At 41.4% G+C, this 20,388-nt stretch carries 17 protein-coding genes; 9 read left to right on the top strand and 8 right to left on the bottom strand.

All coding sequences use genetic code 11. The features are described from left to right. Positions 1 to 2: 2 nt before the first annotated feature. The 5 genes from AC1DXF_RS10125 to AC1DXF_RS10105 form a co-directional block, all read right to left on the bottom strand. On the bottom strand, positions 3 to 863 hold the full coding sequence (locus tag AC1DXF_RS10125) for an SdiA-regulated domain-containing protein (protein WP_477448186.1): 861 nt from the start codon (positions 861 to 863) through the stop codon (positions 3 to 5). 4 nt (positions 864 to 867) lie between these two features. Next, the gene (gene ppk1 / locus AC1DXF_RS10120; protein ID WP_477448185.1) at positions 868 to 2,907 is read right to left on the bottom strand and encodes a polyphosphate kinase 1; all 2,040 of its coding nucleotides are present in this window, start codon (positions 2,905 to 2,907) and stop codon (positions 868 to 870) included. 37 nt (positions 2,908 to 2,944) lie between these two features. Beyond that, the gene (locus AC1DXF_RS10115) at positions 2,945 to 4,168 is read right to left on the bottom strand and encodes a Pycsar system effector family protein (RefSeq protein WP_477448184.1); all 1,224 of its coding nucleotides are present in this window, start codon (positions 4,166 to 4,168) and stop codon (positions 2,945 to 2,947) included. A 222-nt stretch (positions 4,169 to 4,390) separates the two neighbouring features. Continuing rightward, positions 4,391 to 6,976: a DUF3857 domain-containing protein gene (locus AC1DXF_RS10110; RefSeq protein WP_477448183.1), complete on the bottom strand. Its 2,586-nt coding sequence runs from the start codon at positions 6,974 to 6,976 to the stop codon at positions 4,391 to 4,393. 208 nt (positions 6,977 to 7,184) lie between these two features. After that, entirely contained in the window at positions 7,185 to 10,208 is a 3,024-nt protein-coding gene (locus tag AC1DXF_RS10105; protein WP_477448182.1) for a glycosyltransferase family 117 protein, read from the bottom strand. A 52-nt stretch (positions 10,209 to 10,260) separates the two neighbouring features. On the opposite strand from AC1DXF_RS10105, the gene AC1DXF_RS10100 reads away from it, so the two are divergent. The 8 genes from AC1DXF_RS10100 (at position 10,261) to AC1DXF_RS10065 (ending at position 17,091) form a co-directional block, all read left to right on the top strand. After that, a complete protein-coding gene (locus AC1DXF_RS10100; protein ID WP_477448181.1) occupies positions 10,261 to 10,395 on the top strand; it encodes a hypothetical protein in 135 nt (44 codons plus the stop codon). 102 nt (positions 10,396 to 10,497) lie between these two features. Continuing rightward, positions 10,498 to 12,183 carry a gliding motility protein RemB gene (locus AC1DXF_RS10095; protein ID WP_477448180.1) on the top strand — a complete coding sequence of 562 codons (1,686 nt, stop codon included), beginning with the start codon at positions 10,498 to 10,500 and terminating at the stop codon, positions 12,181 to 12,183. A 251-nt stretch (positions 12,184 to 12,434) separates the two neighbouring features. Next, positions 12,435 to 13,481: a winged helix DNA-binding domain-containing protein gene (locus AC1DXF_RS10090; protein ID WP_477448179.1), complete on the top strand. Its 1,047-nt coding sequence runs from the start codon at positions 12,435 to 12,437 to the stop codon at positions 13,479 to 13,481. 173 nt (positions 13,482 to 13,654) lie between these two features. After that, positions 13,655 to 14,212, top strand: a complete 558-nt coding sequence (locus tag AC1DXF_RS10085) for a carboxymuconolactone decarboxylase family protein (protein WP_477448178.1) — start codon at positions 13,655 to 13,657, stop codon at positions 14,210 to 14,212. A gap of 121 nt (positions 14,213 to 14,333) precedes the next feature. Beyond that, on the top strand, positions 14,334 to 14,750 hold the full coding sequence (locus AC1DXF_RS10080) for a nuclear transport factor 2 family protein (RefSeq protein ID WP_477448177.1): 417 nt from the start codon (positions 14,334 to 14,336) through the stop codon (positions 14,748 to 14,750). 10 nt (positions 14,751 to 14,760) lie between these two features. Then, entirely contained in the window at positions 14,761 to 15,375 is a 615-nt protein-coding gene (locus AC1DXF_RS10075; protein WP_477448176.1) for a pyridoxamine 5'-phosphate oxidase family protein, read from the top strand. After that, positions 15,376 to 16,275 carry a helix-turn-helix domain-containing protein gene (locus tag AC1DXF_RS10070; RefSeq protein ID WP_477448175.1) on the top strand — a complete coding sequence of 300 codons (900 nt, stop codon included), beginning with the start codon at positions 15,376 to 15,378 and terminating at the stop codon, positions 16,273 to 16,275. Between the two features lie 18 nt (positions 16,276 to 16,293). Beyond that, positions 16,294 to 17,091, top strand: coding sequence for a DNA-formamidopyrimidine glycosylase family protein (locus AC1DXF_RS10065; RefSeq protein ID WP_477448174.1), 798 nt, complete (start codon positions 16,294 to 16,296; stop codon positions 17,089 to 17,091). Between the two features lie 18 nt (positions 17,092 to 17,109). Here AC1DXF_RS10065 and AC1DXF_RS10060 read toward each other — a convergent pair whose 3' ends face one another. From AC1DXF_RS10060 to fbaA, 3 genes are all read right to left on the bottom strand, one after another. After that, a complete protein-coding gene (locus tag AC1DXF_RS10060) occupies positions 17,110 to 17,535 on the bottom strand; it encodes a GNAT family N-acetyltransferase (RefSeq protein WP_477448173.1) in 426 nt (141 codons plus the stop codon). Beyond that, positions 17,501 to 18,010 carry a low affinity iron permease family protein gene (locus AC1DXF_RS10055; RefSeq protein ID WP_477448172.1) on the bottom strand — a complete coding sequence of 170 codons (510 nt, stop codon included), beginning with the start codon at positions 18,008 to 18,010 and terminating at the stop codon, positions 17,501 to 17,503. The genes AC1DXF_RS10060 and AC1DXF_RS10055 overlap by 35 nt, the downstream gene beginning before the upstream one ends. Positions 18,011 to 18,105: 95 nt before the next feature. Then, positions 18,106 to 19,185 (bottom strand): class II fructose-bisphosphate aldolase, encoded by a 1,080-nt coding sequence (gene fbaA / locus AC1DXF_RS10050; protein ID WP_477448171.1) that lies wholly within the window; start codon positions 19,183 to 19,185, stop codon positions 18,106 to 18,108. 297 nt (positions 19,186 to 19,482) lie between these two features. Here fbaA and accD point away from each other — a divergent pair, with 297 nt between their 5' ends. Continuing rightward, positions 19,483 to 20,328, top strand: a complete 846-nt coding sequence (accD, locus tag AC1DXF_RS10045; protein ID WP_090651024.1) for an acetyl-CoA carboxylase, carboxyltransferase subunit beta — start codon at positions 19,483 to 19,485, stop codon at positions 20,326 to 20,328. Positions 20,329 to 20,388: the final 60 nt, after the last annotated feature.

The following is a 20,388-nucleotide window of genomic DNA, read 5'->3' as shown; positions in this document are numbered from 1 at the left end:
GCTTATTTACTGTAATTGAATTTTAAAATATTTCCGGCAGCCGTTTTGCTACCCTCGTTAGAGATATAGAGGTTATACTGCGCGTCAAATGCTATTCCCTCGGGTTGGTTATAAATGGCGGGATCTAACGGGTACACTGCTTTTACGTTCCAGTTACTATCGGTTACCACCAGCATTTTATTAACTGATGATAAAATGTACCATTCGTTAGTGTTATTATTTTTAGTTAATGCTGATGGGTGAAAGCTAATTTTCTTTCTACCGGTTACCTGTTCTATAGTTTTTACATTTACGCTAAAACCACTGCTTTGCTTAAATGTGCCATCGGCCTGTAAAGCCAAAATATAACCGCTGCTGCTTTTAGTGGTTTTGTCATCGGCGCAATGTTTACATAACAGGTATACAAGGCCGCGTTTTTCATCGGCGTACATCCCCTCGTACTCACCCTGGGGCAACAGCCCCTCTAATTTTTGAACATCGGGAACTTCCTTATTCCGTACCTGGCTAAAAGGAAATGTATATAGTACCCCATCGCTACGCAACATGATTATCTGGTTATGGCAAATAGCGATGTCTTCGTAATCGCCTTTTTTGCCAAATTTGCTATAATTTGCCTGCTTATCGCCCGGTTTAAGGTAATAAATGTTCCCGTCTTCGTCCTGTTCGGCGTAAACAGAATCGCTTTTGCCATTGTTAAAGGCTATGCCCGAAATTTCGAGCAAACCATCAGGCATATAATATTTTACCGGTTTGTTTAGGTTGTATCCTTTAGGGCTATCATAGCCTGGCGTACCTGTTTTATTAGCACAGGAAATGCTTAATAATATAGCGGCCGCAATAATACTCATCATTTTGTTGTGCATATCCTTAGTTGTTTAGTTTCGTTTTTAAAAACTCATAAATTGCCTTTTGCGATTGTATCACTTGTGCCCCCGGTTTTACTTTTATGTTCCGTAGCCGGTCATCAAGTATAACGGCCTGTAAATTATCGTTAAGCTGAAAATCAATCAGCTGTAAAACTTCGGCCTTTATGTGATCATCATAAACCGGGAAACAAACTTCTATCCGCCGGTAAATATTACGGTTCATCCAATCGGCCGAACCAAGAAAAACTTTTTCATCGCCATTATTGTGAAAAATAAAAATACGGCCATGCTCCAGGTACCGGTCGACAATGCGTCTTATGTTAATATTCTCGCTCAATCCCTTTACACCGGGAATGAGGCAGCAGATGCTACGTACTATCAACGAAATTTTAACCCCGGCCTGCGATGCTTCATATAGTTTGGATATGAGTTTACGCTCTTCCAGGTTATTCAGCTTTATGGTGATGGCTGCCGGGATACCTTYTTTTGCGTTAGCAATTTCCTGGTCAATTAAGTTTAAGAAGCGATGTTGTAAGTTAAACTGAGCTACCAGCAGATGCTTAAAATCAATTGGGTAAGCCTCTGCCGATTTTTTACCCTTTGCTAAAAACATAAACAACAACTCCATTTCGCGCAGTAACGATGGATTTGCCGTCATCATAATATGGTCTGTGTAAAATGCCGCGGTGCTCTCATTAAAATTCCCCGTTGCCAATAATCCTGAGTATTTATCGCGGCCATCGATATGCCGTTTTACCAGTGCAATTTTGGCATGCACCTTTAAAGCTGTGTTGCTGTAAATAATATCTACGCCCGCAGCCTTCATTTTTTTGGCCCATTTAATATTGTTGGCTTCATCAAAGCGGGCTTTCAATTCAACCATAACCTGCACCTTTTTGCCATTGTTTGCGGCACTTATTAAGGCATTTACTATACGCGAATCGCTTGCTACCCGGTACAGGGTAACAGATACCTCTTTAACCGAAATATCGGTAGCGGCCTCATTAAAAAAACGGAGGATGGTATTGTAGGATTGATACGGCGCATGAAAAATATAATCCTGCTTTTCGATATGATCAAACAACGATCCCGCATCGTTTACCTGATAACCTGTTATTGGCGCCCACCGTGTATTACGAAGCGAGGGATTATTAACAGGCAGCCCTGATAGATCTTTAAGGTTATGGTACACTCCCCCCTCAACCACGCTTGAGCTTTGCAGGTTAAATTTATCCGTTATAAAATGTAAGGTGCGCAAAGGAACTCCCGGCTGATGCAAAAAGCGGGTTGCAATTCCCAGGTCGCGCTTCAATAATTGTTTTTCAACCTGTTCCGATAAGTCGCCATGGTACTCGTCGTTCAGGTCAAGCTCGGCATCGCGGGTTATCTTTATACTGTAACACCCGGTAAGCACTTCGTTTTTAAACAATTTATCCAGGTTATGCCTGATGATGTCATCCAGAAAAATGATGAATTGCCCGCCATCAGCATTAATACTAAAAAATCTGGGTAACTGGTTTGATGGAATGTTCAGAATTACATTGCGTTCGGTTTTACCATCACCTTGCAGGGTCACCAAAAAGTACAAGCGGTTATTTTCCGGAAAAAAGTTCTTTTTTGTATCGGCCAGGTCTATCGGTTGCAAAAAAGCCATTACCTGGCTGTAAAAATAATCGCTTACCTTATCGGCAATAACATTTGGCAGCGGTTCATTAAAAAGCAGGTTGATTCCCTGTTTCTTTAGCAAGGGAATGATCTCGCCGGTAAAAGTCTGCCCAAATTTTTGCTGATGATGGCCTATCAATTCCTGGGCCTCCAGCAATACATCTTCCTTTTCGCTGTTGCCATGTTTGGCCAGGTTGTGTAAAGCCAGCAAAACCGGCATTCTCACCCTATAAAACTCGTCTAAATTGGAAGAAAATATGGACAGAAAATTCACCCTCTCCATCAATGGCAGGGTATCTTTTTCGGCTTCCATTAAAATCCGTTCGTTAAAAAGCAGCCAGCTCAGGTCTCTGTCAAAAAAAGAATAGTGATCCATAGTGTAGATGTTTTTGCAGCGGTATAATTTTGCCGCTTTAGATCAGTGTCGAAATAATGAACGCGACTACCGAAATGATGAGGCCGAACATGAATATATTATAAGAAGCACGCAGCAACCGGTATTTTTTGCCTAATACCACCCCTTGCGAATAATTATCGCGGATAAGGCTGCCATACAAAAAGTCGCTGTCGTCCATCATTTTTACCATTCCCTCGCTGTATTTTTCGAGAGACATACGGTAAAAATTACCGAAAAACAAAAGATTGACGGTTTTATTTTCAATATCCTCATGTGTAAATATACCGTCAGGTATTGATGGCCGGGTTGCCAATATAGAAAACGTGATGGTAAGCAAACTTACTGCCAGCAACATAAAAGTTGGCACCAACAGGTTGGAGTGCTCGTCAATTTTACGCAACACCAAACTAATAATGGCCGATAAAATAATGGAGTTTACCGTGATCATTATATGGGCCTTGTTATCGGCCATATCACTCAGCCGCTGATGATTGCTTGAGCTGATGCGAAACATGGTTTCGATACCGCGTTCAGGTTTATCGCCTTTATGCTTTTTGCCATGCTTTTCGATATCGGGCCTATCCTCTTCTACATCAATTACGGTATTCTCTTCGGGCACGGCCATTACCGGCGTTTTTTCTTTTACAAGCGCTTGTTTGCCTAATAACTTATCCAGGTTTTTTTGCTGCTGATCGGCAAGTAGCAGGCGGCAATAATCTGTAAAATACCGGTGCGATTGCAGCAGCTCGATGCTTTTTTGACGCCATACATCTTTGTCAAGTACAATGTTTTTTACCTTTTCTATCTCCTTACGTACCAGCTTACTGCGGTCGCTAAAATCATCGGTCCCTAAATGGAAAAGATCGGCATCGCATATAATTTCCTGCAGCAGCCCTACCGGTTTCTGTGGCATTTCGGTAGACAGGATACAGCCCTTTACTTTTTCAATTACCGCATCAGCCACCTTTAATTGCTTAAGTTCATGTTCGGCTATGCTAATGCTTTTTGCTTCATGATCGGCCTTATCGGTGAAATATCCGGTATCATGAAACCATGAGGCAGCTACCACAACAAAAAAATCTTCGTCGCTAAGCTGATAATGGTTGGCAATTTTGGTAGCGGCGGCTACTACATCTTTAGTATGCTGAAGGTCATGATATATTAAATTGGGATCCTGGTAGGCATCAAAATAAGATATTACATATTTCTTTACGTCTTCTAATAACTGTTGAAATTTCATTGGCCTGGGTAATTATTTGATCAAATTTATTCTAAAAATCCCTAATTACGGTTGAATTAAAATTTTATTGCCGCCACCTGACCGACCGTGCAAGCTAAATGTGGTAAATCTATGAAACTTTGTGCCATAGAATAAATAAATGATTTTCAATAGCCTGAACGGGGTAATTAACGCTAAAGTATCGGTATATTAATATTTGTTGCCTTTGCAGCAAGGGCCCATTTAATCCCGCGATTCGGCGTTTGCATGAACCGGCCCTTCGTAGCTGTAATTATAAGGCGGATAAGGTACTATAAAAGTATCCTCTACCCGGGTCGATCTTTTAAAATAAGGGATCCATATGGCAGATACAATACATGCCCTGGTTAAAAAGTTCAACGCTTGAGCAGCAACTTTACTGTTATGCACCGTTAAGGATATGAGGTAAAAAAGAATGCCAAACCCTAAAGTAAACAAAAAGTAGCCGGTAATAACTTTAGGCAATATATCGCGCTTGTTTAATAATAGTATAAGGCAAAAAACAGCCAGCATCATCAATATAATATTGCCACCGGCCCCAACAACCAGCAAAAGCTTATGATTAAAACCGTATTTGCTTGCAGTGTAAGTATTCCAGGTAGCCGTATCAAAATAATTGGCATTATAAATAGTCCGACTCACAGTAAGCGCGGTTGCAGCAAGGCCTATGGCCACAAATATAAGCCAGCCACCAATGGGCTTAAATGTTGAACCGTAACTAAAAACAATAGCTGGAGTTTCGCGCTGGTAAAACCATACACTCAAAAATATGAAGCCAACCACCAGGAAGCCGGCAAAAATAACCATTGAATTGTTGACGTTAGAAGCCGGTTCATCCACGGTTCCATAACTGAAGCTGTAGCTTAAACCATCCTTATTAAGCTTTTTGATATCGCCTTTAAATTCGTCCATCTTGTTAAGAGGTACATTATCCTTTAGGTAAGCCAGTTTATAGTTCAGCAATAATGTATCGCCCGACGACGTGTAATCCGACGAAAATTTATAGTAATCCCTTGCAATGGCATTGGTACGGTTGGTTATGTCCCAGCCACCGCTTAAAATAACGCTGATGGTGTAATCATAATCAAGGGGGTAACTGAGCGATACGGGAGCCTTTATCCGCCCGTTTAAAGATGGCAATTGCTGCGAAATGTAATTGGCGTACAGATCAACCGTTTTTTTATTGGTTTCGGTATCTACCCTGAAAAAATCTTTTATAATATAAGTTTCGGTAGTTGTGAGCACATTTTTATCCACATCGTCAACTACCGTTACCGAGTCCTTTTGTTCTATTTTTGAATATGTTTTTGCATAATAATCCAAGTAATTTTTTTCCGTTTCGGCCATACCTGTCGACTCAAGGCGGCTGCGGATATCGTCGGCTTCATTTAAGGTGTAGGTAGTTTTTACTGTAAACTGCACCGGCGCATGGTCGTTTTTTATCTTGTAAATGTCATTAAAAATCACCTTACCCGCCTGGGATGACGGTATGGTGGTAAGTGATGTGTTGCCGGCTTTTAATACCAGCCCTTTACCATAATTGGGGAAGTAAATATCGGTACCTGTGCCCCCCTGATTATCAATGGTAGCATCAACCCAAACCTGTTTGCCTTTTACGTTGGCAGTAACCACGGCGTGGTCAAATGCGTAATAAGTTGGCAAATAATCTTCAATATGTGTACGCACGCCGGAATTAACCAGCACCATATACGCATCAATGCCATCGGCCTTCAGCATGGATACCAGTAACAGCGATTTATCTTTACAATCGCCATAGCGCTGCTTAAACACTTTCTCGGGATTATTGGCCTTGTGCGAATATTGCCCCATTTCGATACCCATATACCGCACTTCGTTTTGTACAGTTTTTACGGCTTCGCGAAAGTACTTTACCTGGTCGTTAGCTGTTTTAGCTTTTATCTCGGCTATGCGCTGGGCCAGTTCGCCTTTAATGTTTACCGCCGGTGGATTAATACCAAGTGCCCAGTTCACAACGCCTTCCCAGCCGTCAAATTCGCTGATCTGAACGCGCGGCCTGTTTTCGTACCAGGCCGGCTGGTTATCGTCGTCATGTGCAGGCGATACCTGGAAGCCCTCGTACTCGTAGCGTTTTAAACCACCGCTTTGGGTAATGGCAACTTTAGGAATGGTATTAATAGCCTTAAAATTCAACTTACGTTGCGCCGACGTGATGAGCACGGTGTATTGGTGCGCTATAGGTTGGTACCATTGAAAAGCGATATCGTCGCAAAACCTGCCGTTAAAAATCGGGTTGCGGCCGGTTAGTGTATATGAATATTCAATCCTGTCGCCTTTGCGGATATCATCCAGGATCAGCAAAGCCGAGTAGCTGCCCTGGTAAATAAAGTTCGATAAATCCTGTTCGTCGGCAATTACTTTGAAGGCCGATATATTTAAGCGGTTAATTGGTTTGTTGTTACGCCACACCGTTATATCGTGAAAATCGAGGCGCTGAAAGCTGGGGTCGAAACTTACACTAACCTGGGATGCATTTTGAATGCCGGTTTCAGATACAATCTCTTTAATTACATGGTGGTAATTGGCCTGCAACTCAACATGTACCTGTTGCTCTAAAAGGGCGAAAAAATATCCTTTTTCAATAGTACGGGCCGACGGCCTTTGGTTATAAGGCTTACAAACACTCAACCAGCCCGGTTTTGGCGTTACATGCACAGCCGGGGTAGTTGCCGCTATAGCATGCTGGTTATAAACCAGTAGTAATAACAGAACAGTAATAAGGTTAAAGCGTAATTTAAAACAGATTTGCATACCGGCTATGAAAATAAAAAAAAGAACCGGATTATAATAATTTTATAAAATATTAGCAAGCCCCTAAATCTCCATCGCAGAGGATACCTAAGCTTAATTTTTGAAAAAAGTTCTATAAAACATAAAAGGAAGTCTCTTTGAAAAGAAACTTCCTTTTATCACGCAAATCAAAAGCCCTCTCCTTTGGAGAGGGTTGGGTGAGGCTCTATTATTGCTGATTACCTAACAGCGGCGAAAACTTTTTAACGTAATCTTTTAACTGCCCGTCGAATTTTTTAAATAATGCAGGCTGGTTGTTTTCTTTTACAAAATCGGTCATACCATTTAATATCTGCAATCCAATCTGCACATCGCGGGTACTCAAGGTATTATCGTTTGTAGTCAATAAATGATAATTGTAATCAAGCTGGTCGGTGACATAGTCGTCAAGGCGGTTTGCCATCTTGGTACCTAATACCACATCATTTAATTGAAATGCCATTTGTATTAAAAATATCTTACGGCCGGCTACGTCAATATAAGGATTGATGTCGGGCATTTCCTGATCATACTTGTGCAGTACTTTTAAGGCAAGATCGTTATGCCCTTCTTTCATCAGGTTTTGGATCAAATCAGTAAAAGTAGTGGTCATTACCGGGTAAAACATCGATGTTGATTCGTGATCAAGATATTTGGCCGTTTTAAAGTTACCAAATTTAAACTTGTTCATCACATTATTATACATCACCATTGTGTTGGTTTTGCTTAGCTGATCATGTACCGCTGTATCTTTTTGGAAAGGTATTAAACGATAAGTAAAACCTTCTTTATACAAGTATGGCTGTAAACCAATCAGGTTTTCGTTGCCAATGGTGGTGGTAAAGCAGATAGGCCTTTTCCAATTGTTATGCGCCAGTATATCTAATATGGCCAGGTTCTCTTTGGTTACATAATTTGGCGGAAATTTCCAATCCATTACGCTTGCAAGTCTGCTTTTTTGATCGGGGGTTACTACACCCATTTTTACTACCTCGTCCGGGTTTATGGTTAGTTTCAGATTTTTGGTAGGTAAATAATTACCAAAATCGCCGCTTTGATATTCGGTTTGGGCCGCTTTATCATCCGAGGTTATAAAGTCGAAAACTTCTTTTACTTCCTGCGGACCATCTAATTTGCGGTCGCTATAATAAATAGCATCGCGTACACCTTCCTTATATTTATCATAAGGCATGGTAATAGGCAACGGATCCGATTCGTTCATTTTCTTTTGCATCTGGCGGATGTACCAGTCGCCTGTAAATAAGCTCAGGTTCACGATACGCACATCAGGCCTAATGCCTTCAACTTCCTGATCGTACCACAACGAGTAGGTGTCATTATCGCCATAAGTAAATAAAATGGCGTTTTTAGGGCACGATATCAGGTAGTTATATGCCATATCATGCGGCGTCATTTTTGTTGAACGGTCATGGGCGCCCCATTCTTTACTGGCCATTAACGTTGGCGCAGCCAATAAACATAGCCCGGTTGAAGCAATTGCCGCGGTTTTGCCGTCGATAAATTTGCGCGCACTTTCGGCAATTGCGATTACACCTAAACCAATCCAGATAGCAAAGGCATAAAAGGAACCAACATAGGAGTAATCACGCTCGCGTGGTTGTACATTGGCCTGGTTAACATATAACACAATGGCAAGGCCTGTAAAAAAGAAAAGCAGCAGCACTACCAGTGCGTCTTTCTTTTTGCGGTTAAAATGATAGGCAGCGCCTATTAAACCAATGATAAGCGGTAACGCATAAAGCGGTGTATAGGTAACCGCGCCCGTAACCGATTTTGGCAAATGCCTGCCACCATCAAATATTCCGGTTGTCCAGTTACCATCAATGGCAACCATGCTTTGCTGCCCGTCGGCATCATTGTAGCGGCCCACAAAGTTCCATAAAAAATAGCGCCAGTACATCTGGTACATTTGCCAGGTAAACATCCAGCTCAGGTTGTTTACAAAGGTTGGCGCCTGCCCTTCGGGAATACGCAGCCACTCTTTGTAAAACTGTACATCCTGAGGATCGGTGCTGTACATGCGTGGCAGGATGGTGGTATGATCATAAACCGTTTCAATTTTCTTGCCCGCGTTTTCATACTTTGTGTCCCCCTTACGGTAAATGATACTGCCTTCTTTTTGTTCGGTAACCTGCGCATCGTAAAACTGTCCAAACAACAAAGGGTTTTCACCGTATTGAATGCGGTTTAAGTAACCATAAAGTGTAAAAGCATTATCGGGGTGCGAGTTATTTAAATCGGGGTTTGCGGTTGCCCGAATAGGGATATATGCAAATGAGCCGTAACCAAAATAAATAAAGGCCAGGCATAACAATGCAAGGTTAAGTGTTGGCTTTTTAGCGCGGATGCTATATATAATACCCGATACCAGCGCGGCCACTATCAGTAGTATAAAAAAGAAAGCGCCGCTGCCAAAGCCCATTCCTAACGTATTTACGAAGAAAAGATCAAAATAAGCGGCAAATTTAATAGTGTACCCCCTGATACCGTACTGCACCAGGCCAAGAATAACTATACCCGCAAGAAACGCAAGTATACCGTTGCCAACGGTGACTTTTTTACTCCTGCGGAAGAAATAAACAATGGCCAAAGCCGGTATAGTTAATAAGTTTAACAGGTGGATACCTATGGATAACCCCATTACATAAGCTATAAAGACCAACCATTTGTCAGCGCCTTTTTCATCGGCATGGGCATCCCATTTTAAAATTGCCCAAAATACAATGGCTGTACATAAGGATGATAAAGCGAATACGATAGTTTCGACCGCCGAAAACCAGAATGTATCGGTATAGGTAAATGCCAATGCGCCAACCAGGCCCGCGCCCATGATCATAACCAGGTTTGTTTGGCTTACTTCATCATCGCGTTTGTTAAGCAGTAATTTTTTGGCCAGCGCGGTAATCGTCCAAAACAAAAACATAATGGTGGCGCCGCTTGCAATAGCCGAACCCATATTGGTGTAATAAGGTACTTTAGCATTATTGCCGAATGAAAGCAATGAAAATAGCTTGCCCAACATGGCAAAAACTGGATAACCTGGCTGGTGGGCTACCTGTAAGCGGTAGGCGCATGAAATAAATTCACCACAATCCCAAAAACTAACGGATGGTTCTAATGTTAAAATGTAGGTAATTGAAGCTATAACAAAGCAAAGCCAGCCTAAAAGATTATTGATTTTTTTGTACTGCATTTATATTAATAGTAAGGGTTTTTATCGCGCGGGCAAATATCACTATTTTTATATGGTAATTAAAAAAAACAGTTTGCCTGTGCCAAATTTAACATTTATTAACTTTTTTGAACAAGGAGATCCGAATAAAAGACCGGCGACAAAGCCAAAGAAAAAACCTATTGCGGGTGCGCCAACAGGGCTATAAACTTTGCTATGGTATCTGAAAGCTTTCGTTTTAAAGCCTGTCTTCAAAATCTATTACTAACGAAATTTTTATCTTACCATAAATAATACTTATTTTGTTGCGATGCAAAAAATCTACTACTTTCTATTCAGAAAATCATTTTTGTTAGCCGCGATCATCCTGATTTCGGTGCAAGGCGTTAAGGCACAGTCAACGTACCTGCCTAACTCCTACCAGTTGTACCAAAAATTTAATGCCGACATATATTCGACAAAAACCGCTTTCCACAGCTCATTACGGCCTTTTTTAATTGATAGCATCATCCAGCATAGTTATGACTCGGTAATGAATGTTGGGGTAAATCCCGACCGTAAAAGCTGGTTTACACGCAAACTGTTGAATGAACACCTTTTTGACGTTAAAAGGCCTAATTACACCTTTTATGGCGATATCATCCTGGATTTGACCGTAAGTAAAGATTTTAGCGCGAAGACAGGTGGCCCGGCCCAGATATTTTCGTCCCAGGGGCAGTTGGCCAGTCTGACGGTAAACTCAAGTATTTATCTGAATACCCGCGGGTATCAATTTGGTGGTACCATTGGTAAGAACTTTTCATTTTACACCAGTGGTTATGAAAACGAAGCAAAATTCCCTACTTATTATAATACGGTTGTTAATGCCAACGGCTTTATACCGGGGCTGGCTTATCAGCGCTTTTATGGCGTAACTAAAGGCCTGTCAGATTGGTCGTATGTTACAGCAATCCTATCTTATAACGTAACAAAAAATATCAACGTTACCCTCGGCGAGGATAAAATGTTTATCGGCGATGGATACCGGTCATTGTTGCTATCAGATTATGCCGCCAATATGCCTCTTTTAAGGGTTACAGCCAACCTTGGTAAGCATGTGCAGTATATGGCAACCTGGGCTTATATCGAAGACCTGAAAGAAACAAAATTTGACACTTTTGGCAGCAACCGCCGCAAATGGGCATTTTTTCATTATATCGACTGGAACGTGAGTAACCGGGTATCCTTCGGTTTCTTTAACGCGCTTATTTCGCCGGAAGCCGATGCAAACGGCAACAGGCGCGGTTTTGATGCCAACATGATAAACCCGATTTTCTTCTCCAGTTCGTTGGGGCCATCTCAACAACCTAAAGACAATACGTTGGTTGGTTTTACAGGTAAATATAAAATTTTAGATAAAACCGCGCTGTATGCCCAGTTATTGATTGACAGGTTTAAGGCCGGTAATTTTTTCTCAGGTAATAATGCCGACAATACCAACGGCGTACAGGTCGGTATCCGCGGCGCCGATCTTTTTGCTGTTAAACGTTTTAATTACCTTTTCGAGTTTAACACCGTTAAACCGTATACCTACCAAAATGCCAATACCATAAGTAGCTACAACTTTTATGGAGATCCGTTGGCGCATCCTTATGGCGCAAATTTCAGAGAAGTTTTGGGTATTTTGAATTACTCCTTTGGCAGGATTGATTTAAAGGGACAAATAAACTATGCCAAATATGGTACAGATACATTAAGCAGTATAAGTAACGGCAAAATAGTGAACAAACCATTTGTGCCTACAGCTACTACTACCACCAATGTTGGCCAGGGATTGAGCACCCAACTTTACTATGCCGAAGGCACAATTTCATTTTTAATTAATCCTAAATACAATCTCAGGTTTGAGTTAAGCGGCTTATACAGGCAGGAAAAAAGCGCGAAAGCCGATAATAAAACTACCATGGTTACCTTTGGATTAAGAAGCTCGTTCAGGAATTTGTATCATGATTTCTAAACAGGATTTACAGGTTTTTTTGAAGATATATTTTACGGCGTGATGCATTCAGTATCACGTTTTTTGTTTGTAAATATTAAAATTATCGTTCCCGTTTTTGTGCGGTAAATGCCAAACCAACAGCCCCCTGATGCCATAGCTATTGCCAAATAGGACAGGTTAATATTTTCATTTTAATATTATAAAATTTCCTGCTGACATGCCTTTGTCACTGAGGCTTGATAAATTTACAGGATAAATAAATACCATCTATGAAATATAATCCTGTAGCCCGGTTGCGGATGTTTAACCAGTATATCAGCAATCCTATTTTCAACAAACCGGAGGATGTTGTTAAACGCATGGTGGCCATGCAAGCCCAGGATTATGCCGGGGCCAAATGGGCTATCGGGCTACGAATGTCTGCGGGGCATGAAAATATTATTGAACAGGCTATTACCGATGGCAGGATACTACGCACGCACTTACTGAGGCCTACCTGGCACTTTGTTGCACCTGACGATATCCGTTGGATACTGGCGCTCACCGCACCCCGTATAAATGCCATTAACGCAGGCATGTATAAAAAATTTGAGCTTAATGCCCCTGTCTTTAATAAATGTAACGACGTATTTATTAGGGCCATGCAGGGCAATAAACAACTTACCCGTGCAGAACTAATTGATGTGCTAAACAAAAATAATATTCCAACCGACGACTTGCGCTTTACCTGTTTACTTATGCATGCCGAACTTGATGGCATTATTTGCAACGGAGGCCGCGCTGGTAAACAATTTACCTATGCCCTGCTTGATGACCGGGCGCCCTCTGCCCCACCGCTAACTCATGACGAAGCGCTAACTAAATTGGCAATGGGCTTTTTCACCACCCGCGGCCCGGCTACTATACATGATTTTGCCAATTGGTCGGGACTTACTGTTACCGACGCGGCTACCGGGCTGGAGCATGTGAAAGCGCAGTTGATAAGCGAAGTAATAGATGGAAAAACTTATTGGATGCCACATCACACAGAAGCCACTCCGGCTAAAAACAAAGCATACTTACTGCCCGCTTATGACGAATTTGCCATAGCCTATAAAGATCGTGACGCGCTGGTTATGCCCAAATACAAGGAGCAAGCCCGCTACGTAGTCTTCGATCCAGTTATTGTTATGGACAACCAGGTTGCCGGCAATTGGAAACGGACGATAAAATCCAACACAGTTGATATTAGCTACAATATATTTGGTAAGCTAAATAAAACACAGAACAAAGCTTTAGAGGTTGCTGCAAAAAGGTACAGGAACTTTTTATTATAGCGATTATCCGTTTGATCCGGAAGTCATAAAATCTCAGCGGTTTGCCAATCTTTACAAGTAAAAAAAGACCGGAGGGAAAATTGTCCATGTACTAACGAAATTCATCCATGTTGAAACTTTGGCGCTGTATGCACTTTTGTATTGTCAATAACGACAAACAAAAACACACTGTAATGGCACGTTTAAAAGCACTAAGTCCTGATGAAGCAACAGGCAAAACAAAAGAGTTATTTACTGCAATACAAAGCAAGTTGGGCGTTGTACCTAATATGATGCGCACCATGGGCAATTCGCCCGCGTTGTTAGAAGGATACCTGAATTTTAGCGGCGCGCTGGCACATGGCAAGCTTGGCTCAAAAACCGGCGAGTTGTTGGCTATGGCGGTATCTGAAAAAAACAATTGTGATTACTGTTTATCGGCACACACTTACATAGGCGAAAAATTGGTGCATATTGATGCATCTGCTTTAAATGATGCCCGCAATGCAAACAGTAGGGATGCAAAAACAGACGCCGCTTTAAAATTTGCAACCGTATTAACCGCAAAACAAGGGCTTGTAAACGATGCTGATGTAGCCGCCATAAAAGCCGCCGGCTTTACGGATGGCGAAATAGGCGAAATTGTTGGCCACGTAGCCCTAAACGTTTTAACCAATTATTTTAATAATACCGCGAAGACAGATATCGACTTCCCTGTTGTAAACGCCTACAATTCGGTTGAAGCCTTGTAAAAAGAGTCAAGAATCAAGAGTCAAGAATTAAGACAGCTCCAGGTATTTTCATCTTGATTCTTGATTCTTGCTTCTCGCCTCTCTTTCACTACTTTTATCGACTTTAAAACAACACTTCACCATGGAAAACAAACGCTATCCCCTCCCTCCTTTTAATATAGAAACAGCGCAACAGAAGGTGCAGGCTGCCGAAGATGCCTGGAATACCCGCGACCCGGAAAAAGTGAGCCTGGCCTATACCATTGATACCGAGTGGCGTAACCGTACCGATTTTATAAACGGCCGCGAAGAGGTTAAACAGTTTTTAAAACGCAAATGGGAAAAAGAGCTGGATTATAAATTAAAGAAAGAACTTTGGGGTTTCCGCGAAAACCGGATGGCCGTGAGGTTTGAATATGAGTGGCATGACCACGCCGGTCAATGGTACCGCAGCTACGGTAACGAGCTTTGGGAATTTGACGAAAACGGTTATATGCAAAAACGCTCTGCCAGCATCAATGATATGCCTATTGCCGAAACCGACAGAAAACTGTTTTAAAACTCAAGTTATGAATTACGCGCAAATTGCCTTTACCGATGCTGTAAAGGATTTCCAGGAACGCTACGGCAGCCGTGCAAGTTACGGCCGGCAGGAGCAATTTAAATATACTGATGGCCTTACCGAAAACGAAGAAGATTTTATAGCACAGCAGGATAGCTTTTACATGTCAACTATCAGCGAAAGCGGATACCCGTATATACAGTTTCGCGGCGGACCAAAAGGTTTTTTGAAGGTGCTGGATCATGAAACCCTGGGTTTTATTGATTTTGGAGGGAATAAGCAATATATATCCACGGGTAATTTGGCTACAAATAACAAAGTATCCTTGTTCCTGTTAGATCAGGCAGCAAAAGCCCGACTTAAGATTTTTGCAGAAGCGAGTATTTTAGATATCGACAATAACGCCGAACTATATGATAAGCTAAACCTGCCGGGTTATAAATTTAAACCTGAAAGGATTATCCTGTTAAAAGTAAAAGCTTACGATTGGAACTGTCCGCAACATATTACGCCAAGGTATACACTCGACGAAATTCGTGATGAGTTTGCGGTTCAGCATGAGTATATTAATAAACTAAGGGCCGAAAACGCGGCGCTTAAAGCACAATTAGCATCAAAATAGATGGCCGAGAACCAAAATACATTTACCCTGGTCGATCCCTTAACGGGCAACCTTGCCTTCAAGCTTTTTTGGTTTGACGATAACAACTATTTTGATCATTTGCAGCGTAATAATTACTTTTCGGTTATCTGGATAAAAGAAGGATCGGGCAAGCTGAAATCCGACTTTTCGGAATACGATTTCGAAAAGGATAACCTGCTGGCATTTACGCCCTATCAGCCATTTATGCTGTTTACCGGGCAACCTATCAATGGCATTGCTATCCAGTTTCATCCCGATTTTTTTTGCATTCATAAACATCACAAAGAGGTATCATGCAGTGGTATTTTATTTGATAATATTTACCACCCACCATATGTAAAAATTGATGAGGCAAGTGCTGCCACGTTTGATATGGTAGTAAACCAGGTAAAGGCCGAGATGCAAAACAAAGGCATGGCCCAGTTCGAGATCCTGGTATCGTATCTCAAAATCTTCCTGATCACCGCATCCCGGCTGAAATCCGATCAGCAAGCATTGAACAGAGATCCTGATAAGGTAAATAAAGAACCATCTGTTTTGCAAAGCCTGCAGGATGCTATCGAAGTTCATTATAAAACCAAACATAGTGCAAGTGAATATGCCGATATGCTCAACATTTCGGCAAAGGCGCTGGCCCGTATTACCAAAAATCATTTTAATAAAACCATCAGTAACCTGATAGCCGAGCGCATTATCATTGAAGCCAAGCGCGAATTATATTTGACCAATAAACCGGTAAAAGAAATTGCCTGGGAACTGGGTTATGAGGATGAATACTATTTCAGTCGTTTTTTTAAAACCAATGCCGATGTATCGCCGCAAATGTACCGCGACACGGTTGGCTTTGGCCGGGCAAGCGGTAATCAGTTAACGAATTAAAAACTAAACTATTTATATTTGGTTAGATTAAAAACATCAACCACCATGCCCGAGCTACCCGACCTACAGGCTTTCAGCCAAAATCTTGACAAAAAATTAAGCGGAAAAACCGTTAAGGAAGTTGTTATAGTTAATGCTAAAAAATTAAACGTAACACATCAAGAACTAAAGGATACCCTTGAAGGCCAAAAGCTAGATAAGGTGTACCGCGAAGGCAAAGAACTTTATTTTAAATTCAGCAAAGGCGATATCCTGTCCCTTCACCTAATGTTGCATGGCAAGCTGTTTTTGTTTGAAGGAAAAAATGAAAATAAATATCCCATCATCGAGCTGCATTTTACCGATGGTACCGGCCTGGCGCTTACCGATTTCCAGGGTATTGCCAATCCAACCTTAAATCCCGAAGAAAAAGAATCGCCGGATGCTATGGCTATTGATGCTGATTTTTTAAAGACACGCCTGGCCAAAACAAAAACCAATATTAAAACCGTACTGTTAGATCAAAAGATCATTCGCGGTATAGGCAATGCTTACGCAGACGAGATCCTGTGGCATGCGGGCATCTCTCCTTTTTCGATAAGCGGTAAAATTCCGGCAGACAAGTTGGCCAGCCTTACAAAATCAATTCAGGATGTTTTAAAGGATGCCGAAAAAGCCATTCTTAAATCAAACCCGGATATCATCAATGGTGAGGTGAGGGATTTTATGCTGATCCATAACTCAAAAAAGACCCACAGCCCCGGGGGCGCAGAAATCAGGATAAAAGAAGGCTCGAGGAAAACTTATTATACAGATGAACAGGAGTTGTTTGATTAGGTAACAGCAAATACCAGTTTATTTTTTTACCATCTTATAATGCCTTATCCCAGCCTCTTCAAACTCCGGCCCGGTTTGTTCAAAGCCAAATTTCTTGTATAACGATACTGCCTGTACCTGGGCATGCAGGTAAATATATTGGGCATCTTTAGGTAAATCGGCCAATACGGTTTTTACCAGCGCTTGTCCTATGCCAAATCCCCTGAATTTTTGTAATACGGCAAAGCGCTCCAATTTATAACCGTTATCAGTTTTTCTCCAGCGACATGCCCCGGCTGCTTCTCCGTCAACAGTAGCCAAAAAATGGGTCGATTCATCTTCAAACTCCCACTCCAGTTCGGGCGGGCAATCCTGTTCAATAACAAACACTTCGCGGCGTACGGCAAATACTTTATCCAGATCGGCGTGCTCAGTAACTTTTTTTACTTCTGTTTTTGAGGGCATTGGTGTAATGTGGCTTTGTTTTAAGGTGTTCCAATTTACTGTTATGATTTGCCGCAGCGGCGTCAATTGAATGTGTACAGGTGATATCGTCTTCCCGTTCGGCAAGTTCAGACAATTGTACATAAAACTTGTGCAATTGATCAAGCTCCTGTTCGTTCATGTCTTCAATATCAACCATCCGGTTACTTGCACCCTGGTGCGAGGCCAGCAACTCATTCAGCTTTAAATGTATGGCTTTTGAATCTTTATTTTGCGATTTCTGGATCAAAAAAACCATTAAAAAGGTGATTACCGTAGTACCGGTATTTATGATTAGCTGCCAGGTGTCCGAATAATTAAATACAGGGCCAGTTATGCCCCACACTATAATTACGGTTATGGCAGTTATAAAAGCTGCAGAGCTGCCGGTAGCTGTTGTTGCCCAATTGGCAAACCTTTCAAATAAATTCTTCTTCTTTTTTGCGATCTGGGCCATTTTTTAGATTTTTAAATTTAGAAGGGCCACTTCGTTAAACAACAAAGCGCCGGTACAACAAATGTACAGGCGCTTTTGTTAGTTTTTAATGAATATTATAATTTGCTGGTTGCGTCGATACAATTAAGGTCTTCGAAAGCGGCAGCAAGTCTTTTAACAAAGTTTTCTTCGCCTTTACGTAACCAAACACGCGGATCGTAATATTTTTTGTTTGGCGAGTCTTCGCCATCCGGGCTTCCGATTTGCGATTGCAAATAACCTTCTTTTGATTTGTAGTAATCTTTAATGCCTTCCCAGTATGCCCATTGCATATCGGTATCAATATTCATTTTTACAGCACCGTATGAAATAGCCTCGCGGATTTCTTCCTGGCTTGAACCAGAACCACCGTGGAATACAAAGTTGATAGGCTTTTCCTCTGCCAGGTTAAATTTTTGTTTTACGTACTCTTGTGAGTTGTGCAAAATAACCGGCTGTAATTTAACGTTGCCCGGTTTGTACACGCCATGCACATTACCAAAAGCAGCTGCCACAGTAAAACGTGGGCTCACTTTTAATAAATGCTCATACGAGTAAGAAACCTCTTCTGGCTGGGTATATAAACGTGAGCTGTCAACATCGGAGTTGTCAACGCCATCCTCTTCGCCGCCGGTAACACCTAATTCAATTTCAAGCGTCATGCCCATTTTGGCCATACGCTCCAGGTATTTAGCAGATATTTCTATATTTTCTTCGATAGGCTCTTCAGACAGATCAAGCATATGTGATGAGAAAAGCGGTTTACCGGTTTCGGCAAAAAACTTCTCGCCATGTTCCAACAGGCCGTCAATCCATGGCAATAATTTTTTTGCAGCATGGTCGGTATGCAAAATAACGGCAACACCATAATGCTCGGCTAATAAGTGAACGTGCTTTGCAGCAGATACACCACCTAAAATACAGGCCTGTAGTTTTGAATTATCTAATGATTTGCCGGCGTAAAACTGTGCACCGCCATTTGATAGCTGGATAATAACCGGGGAATTTACCAGCTTAGCTGTTTCCATAACTGCGTTAATAGTATTGGTACCAATAACGTTTACCGCCGGTAAAGCAAACTGATGCTTTTTAGCTGCTTCAAATAGTTCCTGCACCTGATCGCCGTGCAGAACACCTTTATAATTTTTTAAATCCATGAGCTTTTATTTGGGCCTCGAAGTTATCATTTAGATGTGAGATTTGAGATACAAGATATGAGATTTTTGAATATTTATTTGTTTTCTAAGTGCTTAACGCCGTTTCCAATCCCAATTTTCGATAGCTATTATATTCGGTTAAGATGTAAGTATAGATTATTGCAATCTTAGATGCAGATAGCTTTAGGGGTTTTAATAAAACATATTGAACTAATTCTGCCTCAAATCTCACATCTAATATCTCAAATCTAATTTTTTTCGTTTCTTTGTAGTCAATTGAAAGAGTTAGACATAGATATGGCGTGGTTTAAACGAGAGTTGAAAGGGATAATTACGACTACTGAGGAAAAGAAAGAAACCCCTGATGGTATCTGGAATAAATGCCCTAATTGTAAGAAACCTTTACACTATTCTGAGCAGGTTGAAAATCAATATGTTTGCCATTACTGTGGCTTTCACCTGCGTATAGGTTCAAAAGAGTATTTTTCTGTTTTGTTTGATAATAACGAGTTTACAGAACTATTTGCCGATTTAACATCAGGCGATCCACTGCATTTTGAAGACACCAAAAAATATACCGACAGGCTAACAGAAACCCAGGCAAAAACCGGTTTAAAGGATGCTATACGCGCGGCTGTTGGTAAAATTGACGGACAAGACATTGTAATTGCCTGTATGGATTTTAATTTTATAGGTGGTTCGATGGGTTCTGTAGTAGGCGAAAAGATTGCCCGCTCTATAGATCATAGCATAGCCAACAAAATCCCTTTCCTGATGATATCCAAATCTGGTGGTGCAAGGATGATGGAAGCCGCATTTTCATTAATGCAAATGGCCAAAACATCGGCTAAGCTGGCTTTACTGTCACAAGCTAAAATCCCTTACATATCTTTGTTAACCGACCCTACAACAGGTGGTGTTACTGCATCATATGCTATGCTGGGCGATATCAACATTGCCGAGCCTGGTTCATTGATAGGCTTTGCCGGCCCAAGGGTTATTAAAGAAACTATCAAAAAGGATTTGCCCAAAGGCTTCCAGACCGCAGAGTTTGTTCAGGAACACGGTTTCCTTGATTTTATAGTTGACCGCAGGGAAATGAAAGAGAAACTGGCATCGTTTTTAAAAATGATGAAAAACTAAGTTTCGTTAATTCGATATAAAAACAAAGGCCACCCGTTTTGGGTGGCCTTTGTTTTTGTT

This window comes from Mucilaginibacter sp. P2_A5 (assembly GCF_056404995.1).
Note: the sequence above shows the minus strand (reverse complement) of the source record. Positions and strands in the feature narration are given on the sequence as shown.